Consider the following 24773-nt stretch of genomic DNA (forward strand, 5'->3'; position numbering starts at 1 on the left):
CGCCCGAGGGGTCAGGCCTGCATGGCGCCTGTGCTGAGCAGAACAACGAGGACGAGTCCCAAAGCGATGCGGTACACGACGAAGGGCAGGAAGCTTCGCTTCGAGATGTAACTCATGAAGAAGGCGATCACGACGAGGCCGACGACGAAGGCGATGACCGTGGCGACCAGCGTCTCGAGTGGGCCGAAGACCTCGGGGGTGCAGGTGGCCGTGGCTACGGTGCAGGTCTCTTTGACGGACTTGAAGACCTGGTAGAGGCCGCTGCCGAAGACGGCGGGGATCGCGAGCAGGAAGGAGTATCGCGCTGCGGCGGCGCGTTCGTACCCCATGAACAGCCCGGCCGTGATGGTGCCGCCCGAGCGGGATACGCCGGGGATCAGTGCGAGAGCCTGGGCGAAGCCGAACACCGTCGCGTGAGGAACCGTGAGCTGATCGAGGCGCCTCTTCTTTGCTCCGATGTAGTCGGCGACGCCGAGGAGGATTCCGAAGACGATGAGGGTTCCGGCGACGATCCAGAGCGAGCGCAGTGTGCTCTCGATCGCGTCTTGGAAGATCAGCCCGAGCACAACGATGGGCACGCTGCCGAGAATGATGAACCAGCCGAGCTTTGCGTCGGGATCGGTGCGGGGAATTCTGCCGATGATCGAGAGGAACCACTGCGAGACGATGCGCGAGATGTCGCGCCAGAAGTAGATGACGACGGCCGTCTCGGTGCCGAGCTGCGTGATCGCGGTGAATGCGGCTCCCGGATCGTCGCCCGTGCCCAGGAGACGGCCGACGATCAGCAGGTGTGCGCTCGAGGAGATAGGCAGGAACTCGGTGAGTCCTTGGACGAGGCCGAGGATGACGGCGTTGAGGAAGTCCACGAACTCTCCTTGGGAAATGATGCGACGTAGTCGGTCGGGCGTGCGGTGGTGCGGCCGGTCAGTAGCGGAGCAGGAGGTCGGTGAGAACCTGTCTGCCAAACACTAACGCGTCGAGCGGCACCCTCTCGTCGACGCCGTGGAACAGGGCGGGGAAGTCGAGCGCCGGTGGCAGTTGCAGAGGAGCGAATCCGTAGCCCTTGATGCCGATGGTACTGAGGGCTTTATTGTCGGTTCCGGCCGACAGCAGATAGGGAAGTACTTCGGCCTCGGGGTCGAATCGGTGGAGGCTGGAGATCATCTGGTCGACGAGCGGGCCTGAGAAGTCGGTTTCGAGTCCGATGTCCTGATGTGAGATCTCGACGTCGACGCCGGGGCCGGCGAGTTCGCGGAGTCGCGTGATGACCATCTCCTCCTGGCCGGGCAATACGCGTATGTCGAGTAGCGCCTCGGCCCGGTCGGGGATCACGTTGTGCTTGTAGCCGGCCGTCAAGCCTGTGGGGTTGGCGGTGTTGCGCAGTGACGCCGAGATGAACCGCGACGCCGTTCCCGTCGCGATGGCGAGTTCGTCGGGGGTGGTTCTCTGCGGGTCCCTGCCCAGAATTGTGGCGACTCGCCCCAGGAGTTCCGTGGTCGTCTTGGTGAGGTGTACCGGCCACTCCTGGCTGCCGATCCTCGCGACGGCGCCGGCGAGCCTGGTGATCGCGTTGTCGGAGTTGATCTGGGATCCGTGTCCGGCTGTTCCCCTGGCCACGAGCTTCGCCCAGATCAGGGCCTTCTCGCCTGTCTGAACCAGATAGGCCCTCGTTCCGTCGAGGTCGATGGAGTAACCGCCGACCTCGCTGATCGCCTCGGTCGCCCCGGCGAAAAGGTCCGGGCGATTTTTGACAAGGTAGTGGGAGCCGAGGACTCCCCCGGCCTCCTCGTCGGCGAAGAACGCCACCACGAGATCTCGGGCGGGCCTCCGGCCGGACGACAGGATGTCGTCGAGCGAGGTCAGGATCATCGCATCCATGTTCTTCATATCGACGGCACCACGACCCCACAGCATGCCGTCGGCGATCACGCCATCGAATGGATCGACCGACCAGTCGTCGGCTATTGCCGGCACCACGTCGGTGTGACCGTGCACGACGAGCGCGCCTCGGCTCGAATCCTCGCCCTCGACGCGGGCCACAACACTCGTTCGGCCAGGCTCAGAATCGATGAGTTCGGCAACCAGTCCGAGCCTCTCAAGATGCGCTGCGACATATTCCGCTGCGTCCGTCTCGCCATTGGATCGGCCTTCTCCGAAGTTCGATGTGTCGAAGCGGATCAGGTCACGGGCGATCGCGGCTGTGGCGTCGAGACCCGCTTCGGGGATGGGGTTCGCGGGAGTCGAAGTCATGGTTTCACGGTACCGCAGGGCCTCGATGAGCTCGTGGCGTCGAGTGCGTTTCAAACCGTGCTATCGTCTTACCTTGGCTGCACCGGGAACGGAAGCGGCTCATCCAGTCCGGATGGCGGAAATGGCAGACGCGCTAGCTTGAGGTGCTAGTGCCCGTATAGGGCGTGGGGGTTCAAGTCCCCCTTCGGACACAGAAGCAAGAATCACCCCCGATCATCTCTATTCACCGGAGATGTCGGGGGTTTTTCTCTTTTTCGAGGCTGTTTTCACGGGAGTGTGATCAAGGCGTGATGATTTTGGTCGCACGCTGAAGCCGAGAGCATAGTAGGCTGTTCACAGAAGTTGATGTGCCTCGCACGTCCGGGGTGCCTGCGGTGCCCTGCCCGACACTGTTCGGGCCCAATCCTGGGAGACGACGAACACCCCGACGAGTGGCCCCGACAATCGGGACCGAATTATCACTCCAGGAGGAGTTTGCAATGGCTACAGGCACAGTGAAATGGTTCAACGCTGAAAAGGGATTCGGCTTCATCGCCCCCGAAGACGGCAGCCCCGACGTGTTCGCGCACTACTCGGCTATCGCGTCCAGCGGATACCGCTCGCTCGATGAGAACCAGAAGGTCGAATTCGACGTCGCGCAGGGCCCCAAGGGTCCTCAGGCTGAGAACATCCGCCCCCTCTAAGTCTTTCCTTACCCGGTCGAGGTTGCGCGAAAGCGATGACTGAGACGGCGTGAAGCGAAGCTTGACAACGAAGGCCCTCCATCCATTCGGATGGGGGGCCTTCGTCGCGTGTTCTGAAAAATATGCGACACGCCGAATTCGCTCCGGTTGATTGATTCTTTACCGTGTATAGAGCGGCACCCCAATCGTTGCTAGTGTGAGCGATGTTGTTGTTGTGACGAATGTGACTCACGACATCGTTGCGGCCATATCTGCGAATTCGGGGAACCCATGCTTGTCACCACCACCGCACCGCTCGGTCGGTCTTCGACTCGTCGCTCTCCATGGCGTAGCTTTCTTGCGGCAACCGCCGTGGTGGGCATGCTGGCGGCCGGGGCGATCTCGTCGTCGCCGGTATCAGCCGACAACTACCCATCGTGGGACGACGTGGTCGCCGCGCGGTCGTCGGAGGCCGGCAAAGAGGCGGAGATCGCCCGCATCACAGGCCTGATCGACGGTCTGCAGACGCAGGTCGGTCAAGCGCAGGCTGCGGCCGACGCGCGCTGGCAAGAGAATCAGGCGGCGCAGAACGCCTACAACACAGCATCTTTCGAGGCCGATCAGCTGGCGTCGAAGGCGGCCGCGGCCAAGTCCAAGGCTGCCGAATCCCGCGCTCAGGCGGCGATCCTTGCCGCTCAGTTCGCCCGCTCGGGCGGCAATGACCTCTCATCGCGTCTCTTCGTCGAGGGCGACAAGGCGAGCGATCTTCTTTATCAGCTCGGCGCCATGTCGAAGCTCAGCGAATCAACGACCGGCATCTATCAACAGGCCGAGGTCGACCAGAACACGGCGGACTCGCTCAGTGATCAGGCTGATGTGGCACGCAATGCTTTGGGTGCGCTGGCTGCGACAGCACAGAGCGCGCTCGACGACGCCGTAGCGGCCCAGCAGTCGGTCGGCGCCGCCCTGATCGAGCAGCAGAACCACGAAGCCGAACTCTCGGTGCAGCTTCAGGCCCTCACAACCAACCTCGAGCTGACAGAAGATCAGTACAACGCCGGCGTGCAGGCGGCAGCCCAGGCCAAGCAGGCGGCCGATGAGGCGGCGGCGAGGGCTGCGGGGAGCGGTGACTCCGAGACTCCCGGGTCGGCGCCGTCCTCCGGCGGCGATGGATCCTCGGGTGAAACGGGCGGATCGGGCGGATCGTCGGGCGGCAACGAGCCGAGCGCGCCGACTCCGACGGCCCCTGTCGTCAACCCGCCCCAGAGCTACGACGGAGACGCTGTGGTCGCTTATGCCGAGCAGTTCGTCGGAGTCGTGCCCTACGGCTGGGGCGCAGACCCCGGCGACAGCTTCGGATGCGATGGGTTGACCCAGTATGTCTACAAGCAATTCGGAATCGATCTCCCCCGATACGTTCCCACGCAGGCAGCGCAGGGCGTTCGCATCTCATCGTCCGACGCCCGGGCCGGCGACGCGGTCGTGTGGAGCGGTCATATCGGCATCTACGACGGACAGGGTGGAGTCATCCACTCCCCCGACTGGGGTCGCTACGTGACTCATGCCCACTCGCTCTGGGGCAGCTACTACTTCGTGCGATTCCTTTAGGGGCAGCTGAGTCCGCCTGGTGAGGCCGGCGTCAGGAGTGGTGGGCGCCCATCCATTTGCGCACCGTGGCTATGCGCGACTGCAACTGGGTGACGCTCGCTTGGGGAACGGCCGGACCACCGCAGACTCGACGCAGTTCGGCGTGAACCAGGCCGTGCGGCTGGTCTGACGTCTTGGCCCAGATGCCGACAAGGCTGTTGAGGAGCTTCCGCTGCTCTGCCAGCGTGCGGTAGAGAGGTGCTGCCGGCTCGTCTTCCGGGGGGCCGGGGGGAGCGTTCTTGCGCCGGTCGGCCGCGTGGCGCTGCTGTCTGGCCTGCCGGTGTTGAAGAAGCTCGCGCACCTGATCGGGTTCGAGCAGGCCAGGAATGCCGATGAAGTCGAGTTCTTCGTCGCTGTCGACCGGAGCCTCGGCGCCGAACTCGCTGCCCTCGAAGAGCACTCTGTCGAAGGTCGCGTGCGAGCCGAGTGCCTGGAAGGCGAAGTCGTCCTGCAGTGCATCAGAGGCTTTGTCTTGAACGTTGGCCTCGGCGACCATGGCGTCCTCGGGATTCCACATGTCGCCCTCGGGGTCGCCGGAGTCGCGCCGGTCGAGAGCGTGGTCTCGCTCGAGTTCCATCGTTCCGGCCAGGGCCATCAGGCCGGGAACGTTCGGAAGGAAGATCGAGGCGGTCTCACCCCGGCGCCGGGCGCGAACGAAGCGGCCGATGGCCTGAGCGAAGAAGAGCGGGGTTGACGCGCTCGTGGCATACACGCCCACCGCGAGCCGGGGAATATCGACGCCCTCCGACACCATGCGCACGGCGACCATCCACCGCCTCGACGACTTCGAGTACTCTTCGATGCGGCCCGACGCCTCCTTCTCGTCAGAGAGAACGACGGTGACCGGCTCGCCCGAGATGTTCTCGAGGATCGCCGCATACGCGCGCGCCGTGAACTGATCGGTCGCGATCACCAAGCCGCCGGCATCCGGAATGCCCTGTCGCACCTCGGCGAGCCGACGATTGGCAGCGGCGAGGACCGACGGGATCCAGTCGCCGGCCGGATCGAGCGCGGTGCGCCACGCCTGCGACGTGATGTCTTTGGTGTTTCCTTCGCCGAGCCGCGCCTCCATCTCGTCGCCGACCTTGCTGCGCCAGCGCATGTGGCCGGCATAGACCATAAAGAGCACGGGGCGCACGACGCCGTCTTGGAGGGCACGCCCGTAGCCGTAGTTGTAGTCGGTCTGCGAGAGCCGAATGCCGTGTTCGTCTTGGAGGTAGCTGACGAAGGGGATCGGCGAGGTGTCTGATCGGAACGGGGTACCAGTGAGTGACAACCGTCTGGTTGCAGGAGCGAAGGCTTCGCGGATGGCCTCGCCCCAGCTGAGCGCATCGCCGCCGTGATGAACCTCGTCGAGGATGATGAGACTGCGTGCCGACTCGGTGAGTTCGCGGTGCAGGGCGGGACGCGCCGCGACCTGTGCATACGTGACCGCGACGCCGTGGAAATGACTGCCGTAGCGGCGGTCGCTGTTCTTGAATCCGGGGGTGAGGCGGATGTGCACGCGGTCGGCCGCGTCGGCCCACTGCTTCTTGAGGTGCTCGGTCGGTGCCACGACGGTGACACGGTCGATGATGCCCCTGTGCAGAAGTTCGCTGGCCAGGCGAAGCGCGAAGGTGGTTTTGCCGGCGCCCGGTGTTGCGGCGGCGAGAAAATCGCGAGGCTGGTGGGTGAAGTAGGCCTCGAGCGCCTCGGACTGCCAGGCGCGGAGCTTGGACGCGGTGCCCCAGGCGGCGCGTTCGGGAAAGGACGGAGAGAGGTGCTCGGCGGCGCCTCCGCCCACCACAGGCGTGCCATCGGTGCCCGAAGGATCGACCCGGAGCTCGGGCAGGGGAAGAGGATCGGGCAGGCTGTTCACGTGCATCCACACTACCCGCAGCCGCCGACGCCAGGAACGAAACGAGATGCTTCGGCGTCGTTACGAGAGGAGTACATTGACGAGTGGATTTCTTCGAAGGAGCGCATATGACCGAGCGGCATCCATGGCGGCGATACGTGGCGATCGGGGACTCGTTCACCGAGGGCATCGGAGACCCGGAGCCTGCGAGCCCCGGCGGGTACCGCGGATGGGCCGATCGTGTGGCCGAGGTTCTGAGCGCCGAGGCGGGCGACGATTTCGCATACGCGAATCTCGCCATCCGGGGCCGTCTGATGCAGGGCATCCTCGACGAGCAGGTGGAGCCTGCCTTGGCGTTGCAACCCGACCTCGTCACGATTTCGGCGGGAGGCAACGACATCATCCGCCCCGGGACCGATCCCGACGACATCGCGCGCCGGATGGATGCCGGCATCGAACGTCTGAGGCGCGACAACGCCACCGTGGTGATCTTCACGGGAACGGATGTGGCCTTCTCCCCCGTCTTCAGAGGCATCCGCGGCAAGGTCGCTATCTACAACGAGAACCTCCGCACGATCGCGGCACGTCATGACTGCATCGTCGCCGACCAGTGGGGTCTGTCGTCCATTCAGGACTCGCGCATGTGGAGCCCGGATCGGCTTCACCTCAACGCTCTCGGCCACCACGAGGTGGCTCGCCTGGTGCTCCAGGCGCTGAATGTCGAGAACGACCTGCAACCGGGCGTGCCGGAGCCGCTCCCCGCGGCGACGTGGCGTCAGGCTCGAACGGAGGACCTTGTGTGGGCGCGTACGCATTTCGTGCCGTGGGTCATCCGGCGCGTGACCCACCGATCGAGCGGCGATGGGATCTCGCCGAAGCGGCCTGACGCGGTGCCCATGAATCTGCCGGCGCCAAAGCTGGACGAGTCGGAACAGGTGGACTAGCCGAAAACCAGTTCGGGGTGGCCGATGCGCCACCAGAACCCCGGATCCTCCAGAGTTCCGTCGAGCTCGAGGGCGACCTGTTCAGTCGTGTTGTCGACGGTGTAGCGAATGGTGCCTACATTGACGCCCGCCTGTGCAGTCACCATGTCTGCAGCACTGGCGTCGACCTCGACGGCGTCGTTCGACCACACGATGGCATCGCTGTCGGATGTTGCGACGATCCGGGCGGTCTCACCCCAGGCCGTCGTGTATGTGCCGACTTCGGTATCCGCGCGAATGAGCGGAAGCGTGGTGAACGACGCCTTCGTGCTTGCGAGGAGGGCTTGAACGGCGTCGCGCGCGGCCTGGGAGCTCTCTGCCCCGAGGATTACGCCGACCACGGACTTCGTCTCATCTCCGACGGTGAATTCGGCTGAGAACAGCAGGCACGATCCCGCCTCGTCTGTCGTTCCGGTCTTGATGCCATCGATGCCGTCGATTCCGAGGAGCTTGTTGCTGTTGTCGATCTCTCCGATGACCGGCACCTGATCGATCGCTGTTGACACGATTTTCGCGAGGACCGGATCCGCGAGGGCGAGCGACGCGATTCTCATCAGATCCTTCGTCGAGCTGCGGCTCCCGGGATCGAGTCCGGAGGCATCCACGAGCGTCGTGTCCGTGAGGCCATGCTCGGCCGTGAACGACCGGGCCGCCTCGAGATAGGCGGCGAGCGATCCGAACGCCCAGTTCGTGACCGTCTCGGCGTAGTTGTTCGCCGACTTCAGCAGCATGATCTCGAGCACCTGTCGCTCGCTCAGAACCTGTCCCTCGTTGACGAGCTCGTAGGAACCGTCGACCGCGCGGGTCTGCTCGAGGATCTGCACGTCGGCCGCCGTCATTGTGATCCCCGGCCCGTCATCGCCTTCGACGAGAGGATGTGCCTTGAGAACCACCAGGGCCGTGATGACCTTCGTGACGCTGGCTATCGGCACGGGTCCTGTCTGACCGCTCTCACCGAGCAGCTCGTCCGACCCCTCCAAGGCGATCGCCCCTGTGCCCACGCCCGGCAGCGCGAGAGTGGCTGGTTCGGCTGGCGCGGGTGTCGGAACGTCGAGCTGAAGCTGGGCTGTCGGTAGCGGGGCGGCCAAGGCGGCCGGCACGTACAGGCCGAGGGCGACCGCTACGACGACAAGGATGCCTGTGGCCGAGATCGCGACGATTCGGCGGCGGCGGCGGCGGGCAGGTGCTGACGTCGGGGACACCCGCCAATCCTAGGAGACTTGTTGCTTGAAGAATGCCGCCAAGAGCATCACATCCGTCCGCCGTCGACCGACCTCGGGATGCGGGTCTCCCCTTCGGGAACGAGGACCGGTGTCTCGCGATTGAGGCTCTCGCCCCGGAAGAACGGCTTCGCCGAGGGGAAGAAGTACCACACGACCATGACCACCGCACCGACGAGCAAGGAGCCGACGCCGATCACGAACACCCCTCCGATGCCGAAGAGCACGGTGTACCCGTAGTCGGGATCGAGCATGTCGATGGCGGATTGCACGAACGCGGCTGTGAGCATAAGGCCGCCGAGCAGGGGGAAGAGTCCTTTGGTCGCAAAGTTGCGAACCGAAGTGAAGAGCTCCCGGCGGAAGTACCAGACGCAGGCGAAGCTCGTGATCGCGTAGTAGAACGCGATCGCCAGGCCGAGCGACAGGATCGTGTCGGAGAGGAACGCGTCGCTGATGATGGTCATGCCCACGTAGAAGACGCTGGCCACGATGCTCATGACGATCGTGGAGAACGCCGGTGTGCGGAATCGCGGGTGAACCCGGCCGAACCGCTCGGGGAGCGCCCGGTACGTGGCCATCGAGAGCGTTCCGCGGGCTGTCGGCAGGATCGTGGTCTGTGTCGACGAGATCGCCGAGACCATCACGGCGACGACGAGAAGCCACGCCCACGGGCCGAAGAGCGCATCCTTGAGCGCGAAGAACACGTCTTCGGCGTTCTTGTCGTTGGCGAGCCCCAGTCCCGCCTCGCCGAGACCGGCGTAGGCCATCGCGGCCACCGCCACCGCGACGTAGGTGATCACGAGAATGACGGTCGAGAGCAGGGCCGCGCGCCCGGGAATGTGCTCCGGATCCTTCGTCTCCTCGTTGAGGGCGAGGCAGGTGTCCCAGCCCCAGTAGATGAACAGGCACAAGAGGATCGCCTCGGTGAAGCCGGGCAGCGAGTCGAACGCGAACGGGTTGAACCAGTCGGCCTGGGGCACCATCGACCCCTCGGGCGCCGTGCCGGCGAAGACGCTCCCCAGCGCGAAGACCACGAAGAGGATGAGTGCCAGGTACTGGATGCCGAGCAGGATGTTCTGCAGGATCTCGCCGATTTCCAGGCCGCGCACGCTGACGAACGTCATCGCCGCGATGAACACGACGCCCGTCGCGGTGACCAGGGGTGTGCTGTTGTAGAGGTCGGGATTGCCGATGAGTAGCCAGAAGTACTTGCTGCCGATCTGCGCGAGATTCGCGAGCACGATGGTTCCGGCGACGATGACGCCCCACCCGCTCATCCATCCCACCCACGGGCCGAAGGCCTTCGTGCTCCATGTGAAGGAGGTGCCGCAGTCGGGAACGGCCTCGTTGAGCTCCCGGTAGGCGTAGGCCGTGAGGAACATCGGGATGAACGCGAGGACGATGGCGATAGGCGCCTGTGCTCCGACGGCGAGCACTACGAAGCCCACCGTGGCCGCGAGGGAGTAGACGGGAGCCGTGGACGCGAGGCCGATCACCACGGATCCCACGAGCCCAAGGGAACCCGTGGCGAGTCCCTTGCCGTCTGACGTGCCGGCGCCCGGCGTGGACCTCGTGGACTGCTGCGACATTGCATCCTCCTCGTTGCGTGGTAGCGGGATACTACCGCTGAAGGTCAGCGGAGTGTGTAGAGCGCCACGGCGCTCGCAGAGGCCACGTTGAGGGAATCCACTCCGTGGCTCATCGGAATCGTCACCACGGTGTCCGCGGCGGACAGCGCCTGTCGCGAGAGCCCGTCCCCTTCCGAGCCCAGCACGAGCGCGAGCTTGGACGGCACCTCGGCCGCGAACTCGTCGAGCGTGACCGCCTCGTCGGAGAGGGCGAGGGCGGCGATGTGGAATCCGGCGGCATGCAGAAGCGGAGCAGCCTCCGACCATTCGGGCAGCCGGGTCCACGGAACCTGGAGCACCGTGCCCATGCTCACCCGTACGCTCCGCCGGTACAGCGGATCCGCGCACCGGGGGGAGATCAACACGGCGTCGGCACCGATGCCCGCGACGGCACGGAAGATCGCGCCCACATTCGTGTGGTCGGTGATGTCCTCGAGTACGACGATCCGTCGCGCGCCCTCGATGACCTCGGCGACCGGTCGGAGCTCAGGCCTATGCATCGCGGCCAGTGCGCCCCGATGCAGGTTGTACCCCGTGAGCGACTCGAGAGTCGCTGCATCTCCGACGAAGACCGTCACATCGTCCCATTCCGCGAGCAGGGGCTCGATATCGTCGAGCCATTGTTCCTGCACGAGCACGGAGCGCGGTCGATGCCCCGCCGCGAGGGCGCGCGCGATGACCTTCGACGACTCTGCGATGTACAGGCCTCCCGCGGGTTCGCTGAGACGCCTCAGAACCACATCGGTCAGCCGTGCGTAGTCGTCGAGTCCGGGGAGATCGAGACTGTCGATCCGCACTGTCTTCACGTTCGGGCACTCCTCGTTCTTCCGTGTGCGGCTGATGACGCGATCGCGAGCGACCGGTCGGAAACAAAACCGCCCTCGGGACTGTTTAGACTTCGAAGAGTAACGCGAAGCGCCGGAGTCCACAGACTCGGGCGGCAGGAGGTGCAGATGGTCCCGCTCGTCGAATCGAGCCCGAGAGCAGCATCACCCGTCGAGATAGATGAGGCCGTGGCGGCCCTCGCAGGGCGAAGAATCGTCGTTCTGACGGGCGCAGGAATGAGCACGGACTCGGGCATCCCCGACTATCGCGGCGAAGGCGCTCCGAAGCGCAACCCGATGACGTTCGATCAGTTTCTCGAGAGCCATGACTACCGCCGCAGGTACTGGGCAGGCAGCCACCTCGGCTGGAAGATGTTTCATGCGGCCCGCCCCAACGCCGGTCATCGCATCCTCGCCGAGCTCGAAGACGCGGGCGTGGTGTCCGGAGTCATCACCCAGAACGTCGATGGGCTGCACGCACGAGCCGGATCCACGCACCTCGTCGACCTGCACGGCTCGATGGATCGCGTGCTCTGCCTCAACTGCGGCCAGGCATTCGCACGGGCGAGCATTGCAGAGCGGATCTCCGCCGACAACCCCTGGCTCGACAGGCCGGATGCCATCACCCTGGCGCCCGACGGCGACGCTGACGTCACCGACTACTCGTCGTTCGTGGTGCCCGACTGCTCCGTCTGCCAGGGAATGCTGAAACCCGACGTCGTCTTCTTCGGCGAATTCATTCCGAACGAGCGATTCCAAGAGGCGTCCGCGCTTGTCGCCGGAGCTGAGGCGATGCTCATTGCGGGCTCATCGCTCGTGGTCAACTCAGGCATCAGGCTTCTGGAGCAGGCTCGTCGCCGTCGCCTGCCGATCGTCATCGTCAATCGAGGTGCGACGAAGGGCGATTCTCGTGCGACGGTCAAACTGGATGCCGGGGCCGCTGAGACCCTTGCCGAGCTGAGCCGGCATCTCCTCCCCGAGAAGAAGAACGCATGACCGAGCTCGTTCTCGTGCGTCACGGTGAGACCGATTGGAACCTCGGGCGGCGTATCCAAGGCGGGACCGACATCCCGATGAACGACACGGGTCGTGCGCAGGCGGAGGCCGCGGCCGAGCGGCTGGCCGACGAGGAGTGGCACGCGATCGTGACGAGCCCACTCGATCGAGCCCGGGAGACGGCCCGCATCATCGCCGAACGGCTCGGTCTCGGCGAGCTCCAGGTCGATGATCGTCTCGTCGAGCGCGCCTACGGTGAGGCAGAGGGCATGGATGACGCGGCACTCGCGATACGGTTTCCCTCGATGGCGGGCGTACCGGGCATCGAGCGGCGCAGTGACGTGACCCGGCGGGTGCTTCCCTCGCTCGAGTCGATCGCCCTCGAGCATCCCGGGCAGCGGGTTCTCGTCGTGACCCACGGTGGCGTCATCAGTTCGCTTGTGCGCTATGTGACCGAGAAGGCCCTTCCCCCGGCCGAGGTGCGCATTCCGAACGGGTCAGATCACCGATTCCGTCACGTCGACGGAACGCTGGTTCTCGAGAGGTTCAACGGCCTCGCGGTCGAGCCGCCAGTTCGTCGAGAAGCTCCCATAACGTCGTCGCTGACGCCTTCCAGCTGAACTCCGCGGCCTGCACGACGCCGGCCTCCGACCGGCGCGTGAATTCGGCCGGGTCCTCGAGCGAGCGCACGCGCTCGGCCAGGCCCGCCGGGTCGTGAGCATCGAAGTAGAGACCCGCTTCGCCGCCGATCTCCGAGAATACGGGGATGTCGCTGACGACGATCGGTGTTCCCTGCGCCATCGATTCGACGAGAGGAATGCCGAAGCCCTCTTCCAAGGAGGCCGTCACGAGCGCCGTGGCGCTCCGCAGCACCGAGGTGTACTCGTCGTCGCTCGCTCCGTTGTGGAACACCAGCCGCGCGTTCGGTGCGATCGCCTCGAGTCGCCGCCTGTCGGCATCCGATACCCGGCTCATGAGGTGCAGCTCGTAGCCGTCGAGCAGGCCTGCTGCCGCCACGAGCGTCTCGACGTTCTTGTAGGGCATAAAGGAACCCATGTAGACCAGGTGTCGGTTGCGGCTCGAGGCTGGTACGGGCGACGAGACGGCACCATCCGCCGCGTTTCTGACGACGGTGACCGGCTTGCGGGTGAGCTTGTTGCGGGCGATGAGATCGCGCGTGGTCTTCGACACGGTGACCACCGCATCTGCACGTGAGAGCAGGTAGCGCTGCGGCCACCAGGAGAGGTGATAAGCGCGCCACAGGAGCCGAATGGGCCAGGCGAGATCGCGGGGCGGCGTGGGATTCGAGTAATAGATGAGATCGTGCACCGTGAGGGCGAGCGCATAGCGGCGGCCGAACGATCCCATCGTCTGCATCGGAGAAAAGACGACGTCGGGCTTCAGGGTGTTTACCTGCAGCGCCACCAGCGGCTCGCGCACGCTGGTGGGAGAACTCGCGAGGTGCCACGGCAGATCAGGGAGCATCTCGAGTTGGCGGACGTCGCTGATCAGCATCACGAGCTCGTGTTCTTCGGCCAGCGCGCTGACGAGCCCCGCGGTGTAGCGGCTGATTCCGTCGTGTCGACCGATGCGGGTGTAGCGGCAGTCGACGACGACCCTCATTCGCCGCTCGATTCGTCGCGCAGAAATTCGTCGATCGCTTCAGCCGCCTGCTTGGGCATCTCGTAGTGCACCAGGTGGCCGACGTCGCCCAGGACCACGAGCCGCGAATCAGCGATTTTCTCGGTCAGTCGATGCTGGGCCTCGACGGGGGTGATGTCATCGCGGTCGGCGGCGATGAGCAGCGTGCGTGTCGTGTTCTCGGCCGCGTATTCGGAGACGTCGTGAGAGATCGAGGCCTTGAAGGCGTCGAGAACGACCTGCCGGTTAGAGAAGGCGCCGAAGTAGAGATCGTGCTGATTGTGGATCCATCGGCGCAGAGACCGTGACCGGGTCTTCGCCATCGTGACACTCATGATGCGGGTGACGATCGGTGCTTTGAGCACGGCGAATCCGAGACGCTCCGGCATCTTCGCGGGTGCCCAGTAGTAGAACACGGCCAGGCGGGTGAGGATGCCGCGGGGGCCGGACAGCGCCGGTGCGGCGATGGGATTGACAAGAACGATGTCGTCGACCTCGAGACCCCGTGCCAGCGCGGCGGACACGATGATCGAGCCGAAGGAATGGCCGAGCACGACCGTTCGCCCCGGTCCGCGCACACGATCGACGAGTTCGAGAAGCCAGGCCGAATAGCCGTCGATGTCGTGGTCGGCATCGAGGGGCGTAGACACGCCGAATCCCGGAAGATCGGCCAGAACTGTGCGGTACTGGGGCAGGTGGGCGACAACCGGCTCGAGGCCGTGATGGTCTCCGCGGAAGCCGTGAACCAACACGATCGTGGTGTCGGCGTCGCGGGGGCCGTAGACCCAGAGTTCCGTCGTACTTCCGGCGAGTTCTTCGGTGCGTCGCTCGAGCGGGATGGCGTCGAGTCGAGCTGCGTAGGGCGAGGGAACAATCATCGTGATCCAGTGTAAGTGCACGCCTAGACTGGGCTGATGCAGCGCGGCGATACGCCCGATACGCGCCCTCGGAAGGACTAGTACGTGAACTTCACCGCCCCCATCCAGTTGCCGGGACTCACGCTCGATCCACAGTGGTATCGCAGGAGCGTCTTCTACGAGGTGATGGTGCGGTCGTTCGTCGACAGCAACGGCGACGGGGCGGGCGACATCGCAGGCCTTGTGTCGAAGCTCGACTATCTGCAGTGGCTCGGCATCGACGCCCTGTGGCTGCCGCCGTTCTACAACTCGCCGCTTCGCGATGGCGGCTACGACGTCTCGGACTTCACGTCGATCCTTCCTGAATTCGGAACGCTCGACGAGTTCCGCGACCTCGTCACCAAGGCGCACGAGCGCAACATGCGACTCGTTATGGACTTCCCGCTCAATCACACCTCCGACGCGCACGAGTGGTTCCAGCAGTCGCGGTCCGACCCGGAGGGACCGTACGGCGACTTCTACGTCTGGAGCGACACCGATGAGAAGTACGAGAGCATACGCATCATTTTCGTCGACACCGAGGAATCGAACTGGACCTTCGACCCGGTCAGGCGCCAGTTCTTCTGGCACCGGTTCTTCTCGCACCAGCCCGATCTCAACTTCGAGAACCCCGCCGTGCACGACGCGATCTTCGACATCGTTCGGTTCTGGCTCGAACTCGGTGTCGACGGGCTGCGCCTCGACGCCATCCCCTATCTCTACGAGTCCGAAGAAGGCAATGGAGAGGGCGAACCAAAGACTCACGACTTCATCGTGAAGCTCCGCGCCATGGTCGACCAGGACTATCCCGGTCGCGTGCTCATCGCCGAGGCGAACCAGTGGCCGCGCGAGGTCGCCGCGTTCTTCGGCACCGAAGAAGAGCCCGAGTGCCACATGGCCTTCGACTTCCCGGTGATGCCCCGCATCTTCTACTCGCTGCGCTCGCAGAATGCCGACGAGCTGGTGCGCATCCTCTCTGAGACGACGGATGTGCCCGACTCGGCCGCGTGGGGCGTGTTCCTGCGCAACCACGACGAGCTGACGCTCGAGATGGTCTCAGAGGAATACCGCCAGGCCATGTACGGCTGGTACGCCTACGACCCGCGCATGCGATCGAACATCGGAATCCGGCGGCGCCTCGCTCCCCTGCTCGACAACTCGCGGGCTGAGCTCGAACTCGCGCACGCACTGCTGTTCGCGCTGAAGGGAAGCCCGTTCCTGTACTACGGCGACGAGATCGGCATGGGCGACAACATCTGGCTCAACGACCGAGATGCTTCGCGCACGCCGATGCAGTGGACCCCTGACCGCAACGCGGGATTCTCCACGGCTGACCCAGGCAAGCTCTACCTGCCCGTTGTGCAGTCGCTCGTCTACAACTACGCCCTGGTCAACGTCGAGTCTCAGCTTGCGCAGTCGCGCTCGCTCCTGCACTGGGTGCGCAACGTCATTCACGTGCGCAAGGCGCATCCCGCGTTCGGACTCGGCAGCATGCAGGTTCTGCAGACCGATCATGAATCCGTGCTCGCCTTCGTTCGCACCTACGAAGGGTCGGGATCGCACCTCGGAGACTCTCCTGAGCAGGTCCTCTGCGTGTTCAGCTTCGCCCACAACCCCGTCGCCGTTCACATCCAGCTGCCCGATCAGGCGGGCGGACGACTCGTCGATCTCTTCGGAGGCGGAGAGTTCCCAACGATCGCAGACGACGGCAGTCTCACCCTGACCTTGGGCACTCAGAGCTTCTACTGGCTGCAGATCGGTCAGTCTGTCGACCAGCGGTTCTGATCCCCAGGTGGCGCCAGGGTAGCGTCCGAGGTGGCCGGTAGAGTTCGGGTTGTGACAGATTCAGTGCAGCCCGAATTGTTCAGCCTCTCAGACGATGCTGTCCTCATCGCAGATCCGGCCGAGGTCGAGGCAGCGGTGCCGGCACCGTGGTGGCACCGCCTCGCCGTCTTCGATCTCGAGACCACCGGCATCGACGTGCAGACGAGCCGTATCGTCACGGCGAACGTGAGCGTCATCGGCGTCGACGGGCATCCAGTGTCTCGTCTCGATTGGCTCGCGAACCCCGGCGTCGAGATTCCCGAGCAGGCCACGGCCGTGCACGGTGTCACCACCGAGAAGGCCATCGCCGACGGTCGACCCGCCGCGCTGGTAGTGTTCGAGATCGTCGAAGCGCTCCGGGCACTCCTCACCGATGGTGTGCCTCTTGTCATCTATAACGCGCCCTACGACCTCACCCTGCTGCACCACGAAGCGATGCGTTACGGCATCGACCCACTCGAGCTTCCGGGCCCCATCGTCGATCCCCTTGTCATCGACAAGGCCGTCGATCGCTATCGCAAGGGCAAGCGCACCCTCGAAGCCGCGGCAGTGGTCTACGGCGTCGAGCTGCTCGACGCTCACGATGCCGGTGCCGACGCCATCGCAGCAGGTCGGGTCGCTCAGGCTCTCGCTCAGAAGCACGATGCGGTGTCGGCTCTCGCCGTACACGAACTGCACAACAAGCAGGTGGACTGGTTCCGAGAGCAGGCCGAGAGCTTCCAGGAGTACATGCGGCGAACGCGCGACCCCGAGTTCACCGCCAGAACAGCCTGGCCGGTCGGCTGATCGCGCACTGCTTTCGTCTCGACAAGCTCGACGAACGGGAGCGAGCACAGAAGAAGGGCCGGAAGCGAATCGCTTCCGGCCCTTCTTCTGTGCTGAGCGGAGTACTACGCGCCGAAGCCCTTGTAGCGGCTGTTGAACTTCTCGACGCGTCCGGCGGAGTCCATGATGCGCTGCTTGCCCGTGTAGAACGGGTGCGACTCGGACGAGATCTCGACGTCGATGACCGGGTAGGTGTTTCCGTCTTCCCACTCGATGGTCTTCGAGCTGCCGACCGTGGAACGGGTCAGGAAGGTCGCGCCGGAGGCGAGATCGCGGAAGACAACCGGAGCGTAGTTCGGGTGGATGTCTGTCTTCATGGGGTTTCCTTTGGATACGAGTGATGCGAAAAAGTCTGTTCGGCCTGGCACGCACGCGGCATACAGCAGCGTCGACCGGACCAGCGGTCAACTCTATCAGAAAAGTGCCGTGTTCGACGGAGCGTCAGGCAGCGCGGGCCGAGTAGCGGCCGTCGGTCTCCGTCAGCGTGATAGGGAGACCGAAGGTGGCCTCCAGGTTCTCTGCCGTGAGCACCTCGGCGAGGGGGCCTGCGGCCACGATGCGGCCGTCCGAAACGAGCAGCGCGTTGGTGAACCCTCGGGGAATCTCCTCGACGTGGTGCGTGACCATGACGATGGCCGGTGACTCGGAGGAACTGGCGTATCCCCCGAGCAACTGCAGCAGTTCTTCGCGCGCACCCAGGTCGAGGCTCGCCGCCGGCTCGTCGAGGAGAAGAAGTTCTGGATCGGTCATGACTGAACGCGCAATCTGCACGCGCTTCTGCTCGCCATCGCTCAACGAACCGAAGAGTCGGTTCTCGAGGTGATCGAGCTTCCACTCCGCGAGAACACGGTGCGCACGTCGGAGGTCGACGTCTTCGTAGTCCTCGTTCCACCGGCCCGTCACCGAGTAGGCCGCCGTCAGAACGACGTTGAGCACGGTCTCATCTGCCGGAAACCGCCGTGCCATCGCGCTCGACGCGAACCCGACCCGGGGGCGCAGCTCGAACACGTCGACCTGGCCCAGCTTTCCGTCGAGCACCGTGGCGACGCCGCTCGACGGATGGCTCATTGCCGCCGCGATCTGGAGGAGGGTCGTCTTGCCCGCCCCGTTCGGTCCGAGGATGACCCACCGTTCGTCGCCCTCGACCGTCCAGTCGAGGTTCGAGAGAATGGGATTCGCGTCTCGCACTACGGACACGTCGGACAGCTGGAGTACCACGGGCATGGCTCTAGCTTAACCGGTGATCAGAGCAGGGAGCGGTAGATCCGCTCCGTCTCGACGGCGATTTGGGCCCAGCTGAACGTGCTCTCCGCCCGCAGCCTGCCGGCGCGCCCCATCGAGCGCGCCCGTTCGGGGTCGTCGAGCACTCGGGTGAGAGCTGCGGCGAGATCTGCCACGAATCGATCGGGATCGACGGGCGTTCCTGTGCCGTCCTGCAACTGATCGATCGGCACGAGGATGCCCGTGACGCCGTCATCGACGACCTCGGGAATTCCTCCCGTGGCCGTTCCCACGACCGGTAGGCCGCACGCCATGGCTTCGAGATTGACGATGCCGAGAGGCTCGTACACGGAGGGGCATACGAAGACCGTCGCGCTCGACAGCACAACAGACAGAGTGCGCGTGTCGAGCAGCCGGTCGATCCACACGATGCCGGATCGCGTCTTCTGCAACTCCCGCACGCCGGCGGAGACCTCTTCGAGGATCTCGGGAGTGTCCGGGGCCCCGGCACACAGTACGACCTGCACGTCCGGCGACAGCTTCTCGATCGCACGAAGCAGGTAGGGCAGACCCTTCTGGCGGGTGATGCGCCCGACGAAGACCACGGTGGGTCGGGTCGGGTCGATGCCCAACTCCGCGAGCACATCGTCATCGCTCTCGGGGTGCCACTTCTCGAGATCGATGCCGTTGTAGACCACGCTGACGCGCTCCGGGTCAAGAGAGGGATAGCTACGCAGGATGTCGCGGCGCATGCCGTGGCTGACGGCGATGACGGCGTCCGCGCTCTCGAACGACGTCTTCTCGATCCAGCTTGAGAGGCGGTATCCCCCGCCGAGCTGCTCGGCCTTCCACGGCCGCAGCGGCTCGAGGGAATGAGCCGTCACGACGTGCGGGATGCCATGAAGTCGCGCCGCGATCTGACCGGCGGCGTTCGCGTACCAGGTGTGCGAATGCACCACGTCGGCCCCGGCGACATCGTTGGCGATCTCGAGGTCGGTGCCGAGCGTCTTGAGGGCGGGATTCGCGTCGGCGAGCTCGACCGGAGTCGAATACGAGAACACGCCTGCCTCGTTCCTCGGCTCGCCGAAAGCCCTGACGACCACGTCGATGCTGCCGCGCAGCGCCTTGACGAGTTCGGCGACATGCACCCCCGCTCCGCCATAGACCTCGGGTGGATACTCTCGGGATATCACGTCTACTCGCACAGCTATGAACGTAGTACAGTCCTCCGCCGAGGCTCTACTGTTAGTGCATGGCAGCATCGAAGAAGATTTTTGGCATCGTCCTCGCCGGCGGAGAGGGTAAGCGACTCATGCCGCTTACCGCAGACCGGGCAAAGCCCGGCGTTCCGTTCGGCGGCAGCTATCGGCTCATCGATTTCGCTCTTTCGAACCTGGTCAACTCGGGCCTCCGGCAGATCGTGGTGCTCACCCAGTACAAGTCGCACAGCCTCGACCGGCATGTGTCGCAGACCTGGCGACTGCCCATGATGCTCGACTCGTATGTCGCCTCCGTTCCGGCTCAGCAGCGACTGGGAAAGCGCTGGTTCGCCGGATCTGCGGACGCGATCCTGCAGAGCCTCAACCTCATCGGCGACGAGCGACCCGACATCGTCGTTGTCGTCGGCGCCGACCACGTGTACCGCATGGACTTCGAGCAGATGGTCGCCGCACACATCGAATCTGGACTGGGTGCCACGGTCGCCGCTATCCGCCAGCCCATCGAACTCTCCGACCAGTTCGGTGTCATCCAGACATCCGACGACGACCCCACGAAGATCTCCGAGTTCCTCGAGAAGCCCGTGAACGCGAAGGGTCTGCTCGACTCCCCCGGCGAGGTTCTCGCGTCGATGGGCAACTACGTCTTCGACGCGGACATGCTCATCGAAGCCGTCATCCGTGACGGCGAGAAGCCCGACTCCAGCCACGACATGGGTGGCGACATCATCCCCGACTTCGTCGAACGCGGATTGGCCGGCGTGTACGACCTTCAGCGCAACGAGGTTCCGGGAGCGACAGACCGTGACCGCTACTACTGGCGCGACGTGGGAACGATCGACTCGTTCTACGACGCCCACCAGGATCTGATCTCGGCGCTGCCGATCTTCAATCTCTACAACCGCGAGTGGCCGATCTTCACCCAGCAGCTCAACTCGCCGCCGGCCAAGTTCGTGCGGGATGCGAAGGGCAACACGGGCACCACGCTCGGGTCGCTCGTCTCGCTCGGCTGTCTCATCTCCGGTGCACGGGTCGAGGGCAGCGTCGTCGGCCCATGGTCGACGATCGAATCCGAGGCGCTCGTTCAGGACTCCGTGCTGTTCGACCGTGTGCACGTCGAGCCGGGCGCTATCGTCAAGCGGGCTATTCTTGACAAGAACGTGGTGGTTGCAGCCGGGGCCCAGGTGGGAACGGATGCAGTGCGGGATCGAGAGCGCGGATTCACCGTGACCGACTCGGGCATCACGGTCGTGGGAAAGGGAATTCGCGTAGAGCCATGAGTCTGACCTCGGAGGCAGTTCAGCACAGCCCGGGCCGCCAACCGATAGATTCACGGATCTCTTCGCAGGATGCTTCTCGGTTTCTTGTCGTGCTCGACGTCGACTCGACACTCATCGAGAACGAGGTCATCGAGATGCTCGCGCAGGCTGCGGGCAGTTTCGCCGAGGTCGCTGAGATCACCGAGCGGGCGATGAGCGGCGAACTCGACTTCGAGCAGAGCCTGCGTTCGCGCGTGGCCACCCTCGAGGGTCTCCCCGTCGCACAGCTGCCCGACATCGCCGCGCAGATCAGACTCACGGCCGGTGCGCAGCAGATGATCGACACCCTGCATGCGAACAACAGCGTGGTGGGCGTCGTCTCCGGCGGGTTCCACGAGCTGCTCGACGAACTCGCTGGCGAGGTAGGGCTCGACTTCTGGAGAGCGAACAGGCTCGATGTGCGGGATGGAAAGCTGACCGGTGCTGTGCTCGGCCCGGTGATCGACGCCGAAGCCAAGGCCTCCGCTCTTACCGAGTGGGCGTCCGTCTACAAAGTTCCTCGCTCGCGCACCGTGGCCGTCGGAGACGGCGCAAACGATCTTCAGATGATGAAGGCCGCGGGGCTCTCCATCGCCTTCGACGCACGACCTGTTGTTCGCCGTTCGGCGAACGTCGCCATCAGTGAACGCGACCTCAGTCAGGTGCTTCCGGCCCTCGGACTACGCGGCTGACCCGCTGCGGGCGTCGGGTCAGTGACCCATTCCGAGGCCGCCATCCACCGGGATGACCGCACCCGAGATGTAACCCGCGTCATCCGAAGCGAGCCACGCGACGACTCGCGCAACCTCGGTCGGCGTCGCGAAGCGGCCGGCGGGAATCGACTTGAGGTACTCCGTCTGAGTGGCCTCGGGAAGGGCTGCCGTCATGTCGGTCTCGATGAAGCCCGGAGCGACGACGTTGGCGGTGATGCCGCGCGATCCCAGCTCTCGAGTGATCGATCGTGCGATTCCGACGAGGCCGGCCTTCGACGCGGCGTAGTTGACCTGGCCGGCCGATCCGTAGAGGCCGACAACGCTCGAGATCAGAATGATGCGGCCGAAGCGCGCCTTGAGCATGCCCTTCGATGCGCGCTTGATCACGCGGAACGACCCTGACAGATTCGTGTCGATGACCGAGGTGAAGTCGTCTTCCGTCATACGAAGCAGAAGCGTGTCTTTAGTGACGCCCGCGTTTGCCACAAGTACCTCGACGGGTCCGAGCGCCGCCTCGACCTCGGTGAACGCGCGGTCGATCGACGCGGCATCGGTTACATCGGCCAGCACCGTCAGGCTGCCTTCGGGACCCTCGCCGGAGCGTGCCGTGACGGCCACCCGATGTCCCTGGGCGATGAATTCCTCGGCGAGGGAGTAGCCGATTCCCCGGTTTCCGCCGGTGATGAGTACGGTGCGAGCTGTCGTCATGTACGAGTCCTTCTGTGCGGGGCGCGGATCACTGGCCCGTACCAGCATAGGAGGTGCATACGCGGCGTAGGCTTAGTGCAGCCTTCCGGCCATCGAACCCGAGCAGACGAGCGCATGAAACAGCAGTCGATCACCGATCTCCCGCCTTCGCCGGGCGATGAGCGCCGAACGCGCATGATCAAGTACAGCATTGCCATGTCTATTCGTCTCGTCTGCATCGTCCTGATGCTCTTTCTGCACGGGTGGTGGCTGATCCTTCCCGCGATCGGCGCCGTCGTGCTCCCTTACTTCGCCGTTGTACTGGCCAACGTCGGCTCCCCCACGAAGTCCGTCGTGAACCGTCCGGGCGGTGTCGTCGCCGTTCCGGGAGCCCGACCTCCCCGCGATTTCGGCGGTCGCCCGGAATGATCGGTCTCGGACTCGAGCCGGAGGGCTCGGAGTGTTCCCGTGCGGGCTGCCGCGCGGCATCCGCTTGGCGAATCGAGTGGCGAAACCCCAAGATCCACGCTGAGACGCGGCGCAAGATCTGGCTCGCCTGCGACGAGCACGTCTCGTTCCTGCGCGAATTCCTTGCCGCCCGCGAGTTTCCGCTCGAGGTGATCGCCGATGCAGGCGATGGATCTCAGAAGAAGGACGGTCTCGGATGAGCGCGGGCTGGCAATTTCTGATCAGTAGGCGCTGGGGAGGCTACCTGGCTCTCACCATCGTGTTCGCCCTCGTCTGCGTGCTGCTCGGGTTCTGGCAACTGGCACGGAGAGCCGATGCAGTCGCCGAGAACAATCGCGTCGCCGCGAACTACGATGCTGTTCCCCGGCCTGTCGCCGATGTGCTCGATGGCCTGGATTCCTTCGATGAGTCGCAGAAGTGGATGACCGTCTCCCTGACGGGCTCGTATCTCGAGTCCGAGCAATTGCTCGTGCGCAACCGCCCATCGGGAGGGCAGCCCGGATTCGAGCTTCTTGTGCCGTTCCGGCTCGACGACGGCTCCGTCTTCATCGTCGACAGGGGGTGGCTTCCCACCGGTCAGGAGCAGGACAAACCAGACGTCGTTCCCTCATCGCCCTCGGGCGAGGTCACCGTCGTGGCGCGATTGAAGGCCAGCGAGCCCAAACTGGAGGGGCGATCGGCTGCCGCCGGCGAGATCCCCTCCATCGATCTGCCGACGATCGCCGAGCAGGTCGGCGAGCCGACCTACACGGGAGCGTACGGCGACCTGGCCAGCGAGTCCCCGTCCGCCGACACAGGGCAGCTCGACACGCGTCCCCCGGAGGACGAAGGCCCCCACCTCTCCTACGCCTTCCAGTGGTTCGTTTTCGCTCTGCTCGGATTCCTCGGCCTCGGCTACGCGGCCCGTCAGGAATACCGGGCGCTGAACGCCGACGATCCCGAGGAGAAGGAACGTGCGGCCGATCGCGAACGGCGTCGTAAGGCGAAGGCTAAGAGCGATAACGAAGTCGAGGACGAGCTGATCGATCGATCTGCCTCGCGCTGAATTTTCTCGCCCCTACATCTCGAAGTAGAGGTGCGCGTGCAAGCTGCAGCGTTCATTGAAGGGTGCACAGCAGTGGAGGCACCGATCTGTCTTCAGGTACTCGTCTATGGTGAGCTCGCTCGAGCACGCCCCGCAGAGAATGGCTTTGGTGCGTCGCTCTCCGATCGGCCATTGCGTGGCCTGATGGGATTCTGCTTCTTCGTGACATAGGTGACACGGATAGTATCGGCCGCAGCACGCGAACTTGATGGCGATGATGTCTTTCGGCGTTCGGTAATGCACGCACCGCGTCTCGTCGTCTACCGTCTGGCCCCAGACCTTCATGGCTCGATTCCTCTCGCACTCACCGCATCGGCGAGATCGTCGGCGTGCTTCAGCGACATGATGAGGAGAGGAACAGCGAAACTCAGCCGGTGGGGTGGAATGCCACGGGCTCGCTGTGCGTCGCGAATCGTTGCAGCGAAGCCTGCGATCACGGGAATGGAGGTGATGGTCAAGGCGAGGACAAGTGCCACGGCTTCGGGGCGTATACCGAAGCGGCGGAACGGTGCACAGGCGCGTTCGGTGGCGTCGAGAAGATCCGGTATGCGCGTCGTCAACGTGAACAGGGCCGCAAGAATCACTATCAGCGCCACTCGCGCGGTGTTGGTCACGGCATCGATAGCGGGGAGAAAGAGCAATTGGGGCGCGAGCATGAACAGGATGATCCACCTGGCCGCGACAACCTGGCTCGCCAGCACCCGCGCGCTCAGTCCAGCACACGCGTATCCCGTCATAACGAAGGTCAACGCGGAAATGACCTGCCACAGGCTTGTGGTCGTTGTAGCGATAGCGAGAGACGCCCCGATGAAGCAGACGAGCTTGAGGCCCGTCGGCATTCGGTGAAGGACA

At 64.6% G+C, this 24773-nt stretch carries 26 protein-coding genes and 1 tRNA gene; 13 read left to right on the top strand and 14 right to left on the bottom strand.

Features of this window, described 5'->3' with window-relative positions; all coding sequences use genetic code 11:
* Window positions 1-11: 11 nt before the first annotated feature.
* Entirely contained in the window at window positions 12-866 is an 855-nt protein-coding gene (locus TZ00_RS16325; protein WP_044443310.1) for an undecaprenyl-diphosphate phosphatase, read from the bottom strand.
* Between the two features lie 58 nt (window positions 867-924).
* Entirely contained in the window at window positions 925-2250 is a 1326-nt protein-coding gene (locus TZ00_RS16330; protein WP_044443469.1) for a M20/M25/M40 family metallo-hydrolase, read from the bottom strand.
* 106 nt (window positions 2251-2356) lie between these two features.
* Between TZ00_RS16330 and TZ00_RS16335 the strand changes: the two genes are divergently transcribed.
* From TZ00_RS16335 to TZ00_RS19075, 3 genes are all read left to right on the top strand, one after another.
* Window positions 2357-2441, top strand: a tRNA-Leu gene (locus tag TZ00_RS16335).
* Between the two features lie 288 nt (window positions 2442-2729).
* On the top strand, window positions 2730-2933 hold the full coding sequence (locus TZ00_RS16340; protein WP_044443312.1) for a cold-shock protein: 204 nt from the start codon (window positions 2730-2732) through the stop codon (window positions 2931-2933).
* Window positions 2934-3203: 270 nt separating this feature from the next.
* Window positions 3204-4520 carry a C40 family peptidase gene (locus TZ00_RS19075; protein ID WP_052521645.1) on the top strand — a complete coding sequence of 439 codons (1317 nt, stop codon included), beginning with the start codon at window positions 3204-3206 and terminating at the stop codon, window positions 4518-4520.
* Window positions 4521-4551: 31 nt separating this feature from the next.
* Here the strand turns inward: TZ00_RS19075 and TZ00_RS16350 are convergent, their stop codons facing one another.
* Window positions 4552-6390 carry a DEAD/DEAH box helicase gene (locus TZ00_RS16350; protein ID WP_044443471.1) on the bottom strand — a complete coding sequence of 613 codons (1839 nt, stop codon included), beginning with the start codon at window positions 6388-6390 and terminating at the stop codon, window positions 4552-4554.
* 134 nt (window positions 6391-6524) lie between these two features.
* Between TZ00_RS16350 and TZ00_RS16355 the strand changes: the two genes are divergently transcribed.
* Window positions 6525-7340, top strand: a complete 816-nt coding sequence (locus TZ00_RS16355) for an SGNH/GDSL hydrolase family protein (RefSeq protein ID WP_044443314.1) — start codon at window positions 6525-6527, stop codon at window positions 7338-7340.
* Here TZ00_RS16355 and TZ00_RS16360 read toward each other — a convergent pair.
* Genes TZ00_RS16360 through TZ00_RS16370 form a run of 3 tightly spaced genes read right to left on the bottom strand, consistent with a single transcriptional unit; the run spans window position 7337 to window position 11033 of the window.
* Window positions 7337-8581, bottom strand: coding sequence for a D-alanyl-D-alanine carboxypeptidase family protein (locus tag TZ00_RS16360; RefSeq protein ID WP_044443317.1), 1245 nt, complete (start codon window positions 8579-8581; stop codon window positions 7337-7339). The genes TZ00_RS16355 and TZ00_RS16360 overlap by 4 nt on opposite strands.
* Window positions 8582-8628: 47 nt before the next feature.
* Complete coding sequence (locus tag TZ00_RS16365; protein ID WP_044443319.1) at window positions 8629-10188, bottom strand: APC family permease; 1560 nt, start codon at window positions 10186-10188, stop codon at window positions 8629-8631.
* Between the two features lie 44 nt (window positions 10189-10232).
* A complete protein-coding gene (locus TZ00_RS16370; RefSeq protein WP_044443321.1) occupies window positions 10233-11033 on the bottom strand; it encodes a TrmH family RNA methyltransferase in 801 nt (266 codons plus the stop codon).
* Window positions 11034-11180: 147 nt separating this feature from the next.
* On the opposite strand from TZ00_RS16370, the gene TZ00_RS16375 reads away from it, so the two are divergent.
* Together TZ00_RS16375 and TZ00_RS16380 are read left to right on the top strand one after the other, a co-directional pair.
* A complete protein-coding gene (locus TZ00_RS16375) occupies window positions 11181-12047 on the top strand; it encodes an NAD-dependent protein deacetylase (RefSeq protein ID WP_044443323.1) in 867 nt (288 codons plus the stop codon).
* A complete protein-coding gene (locus tag TZ00_RS16380; protein WP_044443325.1) occupies window positions 12044-12667 on the top strand; it encodes a histidine phosphatase family protein in 624 nt (207 codons plus the stop codon). The genes TZ00_RS16375 and TZ00_RS16380 overlap by 4 nt, the downstream gene beginning before the upstream one ends.
* On the opposite strand, the gene TZ00_RS16385 is transcribed toward TZ00_RS16380, so the two are convergent.
* Window positions 12594-13670, bottom strand: coding sequence for a glycosyltransferase family 4 protein (locus TZ00_RS16385; RefSeq protein ID WP_044443326.1), 1077 nt, complete (start codon window positions 13668-13670; stop codon window positions 12594-12596). The genes TZ00_RS16380 and TZ00_RS16385 overlap by 74 nt on opposite strands.
* Window positions 13667-14566, bottom strand: a complete 900-nt coding sequence (locus TZ00_RS16390) for an alpha/beta fold hydrolase (protein WP_044443328.1) — start codon at window positions 14564-14566, stop codon at window positions 13667-13669. Before TZ00_RS16390 ends, TZ00_RS16385 begins: the two co-directional genes overlap by 4 nt.
* A gap of 84 nt (window positions 14567-14650) precedes the next feature.
* On the opposite strand from TZ00_RS16390, the gene treS reads away from it, so the two are divergent.
* Together treS and TZ00_RS16400 are read left to right on the top strand one after the other, a co-directional pair.
* Window positions 14651-16369 (top strand): maltose alpha-D-glucosyltransferase, encoded by a 1719-nt coding sequence (treS, locus tag TZ00_RS16395; protein WP_044443330.1) that lies wholly within the window; start codon window positions 14651-14653, stop codon window positions 16367-16369.
* Between the two features lie 51 nt (window positions 16370-16420).
* Complete coding sequence (locus tag TZ00_RS16400; RefSeq protein WP_338010801.1) at window positions 16421-17194, top strand: exonuclease domain-containing protein; 774 nt, start codon at window positions 16421-16423, stop codon at window positions 17192-17194.
* Window positions 17195-17298: 104 nt separating this feature from the next.
* Here the strand turns inward: TZ00_RS16400 and TZ00_RS16405 are convergent, their stop codons facing one another.
* From TZ00_RS16405 to glgA, 3 genes are all read right to left on the bottom strand, one after another.
* Window positions 17299-17550 (bottom strand): type B 50S ribosomal protein L31, encoded by a 252-nt coding sequence (locus TZ00_RS16405; protein ID WP_044443333.1) that lies wholly within the window; start codon window positions 17548-17550, stop codon window positions 17299-17301.
* A gap of 124 nt (window positions 17551-17674) precedes the next feature.
* Window positions 17675-18457 (bottom strand): ABC transporter ATP-binding protein, encoded by a 783-nt coding sequence (locus TZ00_RS16410; RefSeq protein ID WP_044443334.1) that lies wholly within the window; start codon window positions 18455-18457, stop codon window positions 17675-17677.
* 20 nt (window positions 18458-18477) lie between these two features.
* Complete coding sequence (gene glgA, locus TZ00_RS16415) at window positions 18478-19659, bottom strand: glycogen synthase (protein WP_044443336.1); 1182 nt, start codon at window positions 19657-19659, stop codon at window positions 18478-18480.
* A 47-nt stretch (window positions 19660-19706) separates the two neighbouring features.
* Here glgA and TZ00_RS16420 point away from each other — a divergent pair, with 47 nt between their 5' ends.
* Window positions 19707-20951, top strand: coding sequence for a glucose-1-phosphate adenylyltransferase (locus tag TZ00_RS16420; RefSeq protein WP_044443338.1), 1245 nt, complete (start codon window positions 19707-19709; stop codon window positions 20949-20951).
* Window positions 20948-21661 carry a phosphoserine phosphatase SerB gene (gene serB / locus TZ00_RS16425; RefSeq protein WP_078713339.1) on the top strand — a complete coding sequence of 238 codons (714 nt, stop codon included), beginning with the start codon at window positions 20948-20950 and terminating at the stop codon, window positions 21659-21661. The genes TZ00_RS16420 and serB overlap by 4 nt, the downstream gene beginning before the upstream one ends.
* An 18-nt stretch (window positions 21662-21679) precedes the next feature.
* On the opposite strand, the gene fabG is transcribed toward serB, so the two are convergent.
* Window positions 21680-22390 (bottom strand): 3-oxoacyl-ACP reductase FabG, encoded by a 711-nt coding sequence (fabG, locus tag TZ00_RS16430; RefSeq protein WP_044443340.1) that lies wholly within the window; start codon window positions 22388-22390, stop codon window positions 21680-21682.
* A gap of 114 nt (window positions 22391-22504) precedes the next feature.
* On the opposite strand from fabG, the gene TZ00_RS16435 reads away from it, so the two are divergent.
* Genes TZ00_RS16435 through TZ00_RS16445 form a run of 3 tightly spaced genes read left to right on the top strand, consistent with a single transcriptional unit; the run spans window position 22505 to window position 23882 of the window.
* Entirely contained in the window at window positions 22505-22798 is a 294-nt protein-coding gene (locus TZ00_RS16435) for a DUF3099 domain-containing protein (RefSeq protein ID WP_052521646.1), read from the top strand.
* A complete protein-coding gene (locus TZ00_RS16440; RefSeq protein ID WP_044443342.1) occupies window positions 22795-23037 on the top strand; it encodes a hypothetical protein in 243 nt (80 codons plus the stop codon). Before TZ00_RS16435 ends, TZ00_RS16440 begins: the two co-directional genes overlap by 4 nt.
* Complete coding sequence (locus TZ00_RS16445) at window positions 23034-23882, top strand: SURF1 family cytochrome oxidase biogenesis protein (RefSeq protein ID WP_044443344.1); 849 nt, start codon at window positions 23034-23036, stop codon at window positions 23880-23882. Before TZ00_RS16440 ends, TZ00_RS16445 begins: the two co-directional genes overlap by 4 nt.
* Window positions 23883-23894: 12 nt before the next feature.
* Here the strand turns inward: TZ00_RS16445 and TZ00_RS16450 are convergent, their stop codons facing one another.
* Both TZ00_RS16450 and TZ00_RS16455 read right to left on the bottom strand, forming a co-directional pair.
* Window positions 23895-24206: a CHY zinc finger protein gene (locus TZ00_RS16450; protein ID WP_044443345.1), complete on the bottom strand. Its 312-nt coding sequence runs from the start codon at window positions 24204-24206 to the stop codon at window positions 23895-23897.
* A complete protein-coding gene (locus tag TZ00_RS16455) occupies window positions 24203-24760 on the bottom strand; it encodes an energy-coupling factor transporter transmembrane component T family protein (protein ID WP_052521647.1) in 558 nt (185 codons plus the stop codon). The genes TZ00_RS16450 and TZ00_RS16455 overlap by 4 nt, the downstream gene beginning before the upstream one ends.
* Window positions 24761-24773: the final 13 nt, after the last annotated feature.

The sequence above is a fragment of the Agreia bicolorata genome, from assembly GCF_000938265.1.
In the GTDB taxonomy this organism is placed as follows: domain Bacteria; phylum Actinomycetota; class Actinomycetes; order Actinomycetales; family Microbacteriaceae; genus Agreia; species Agreia bicolorata.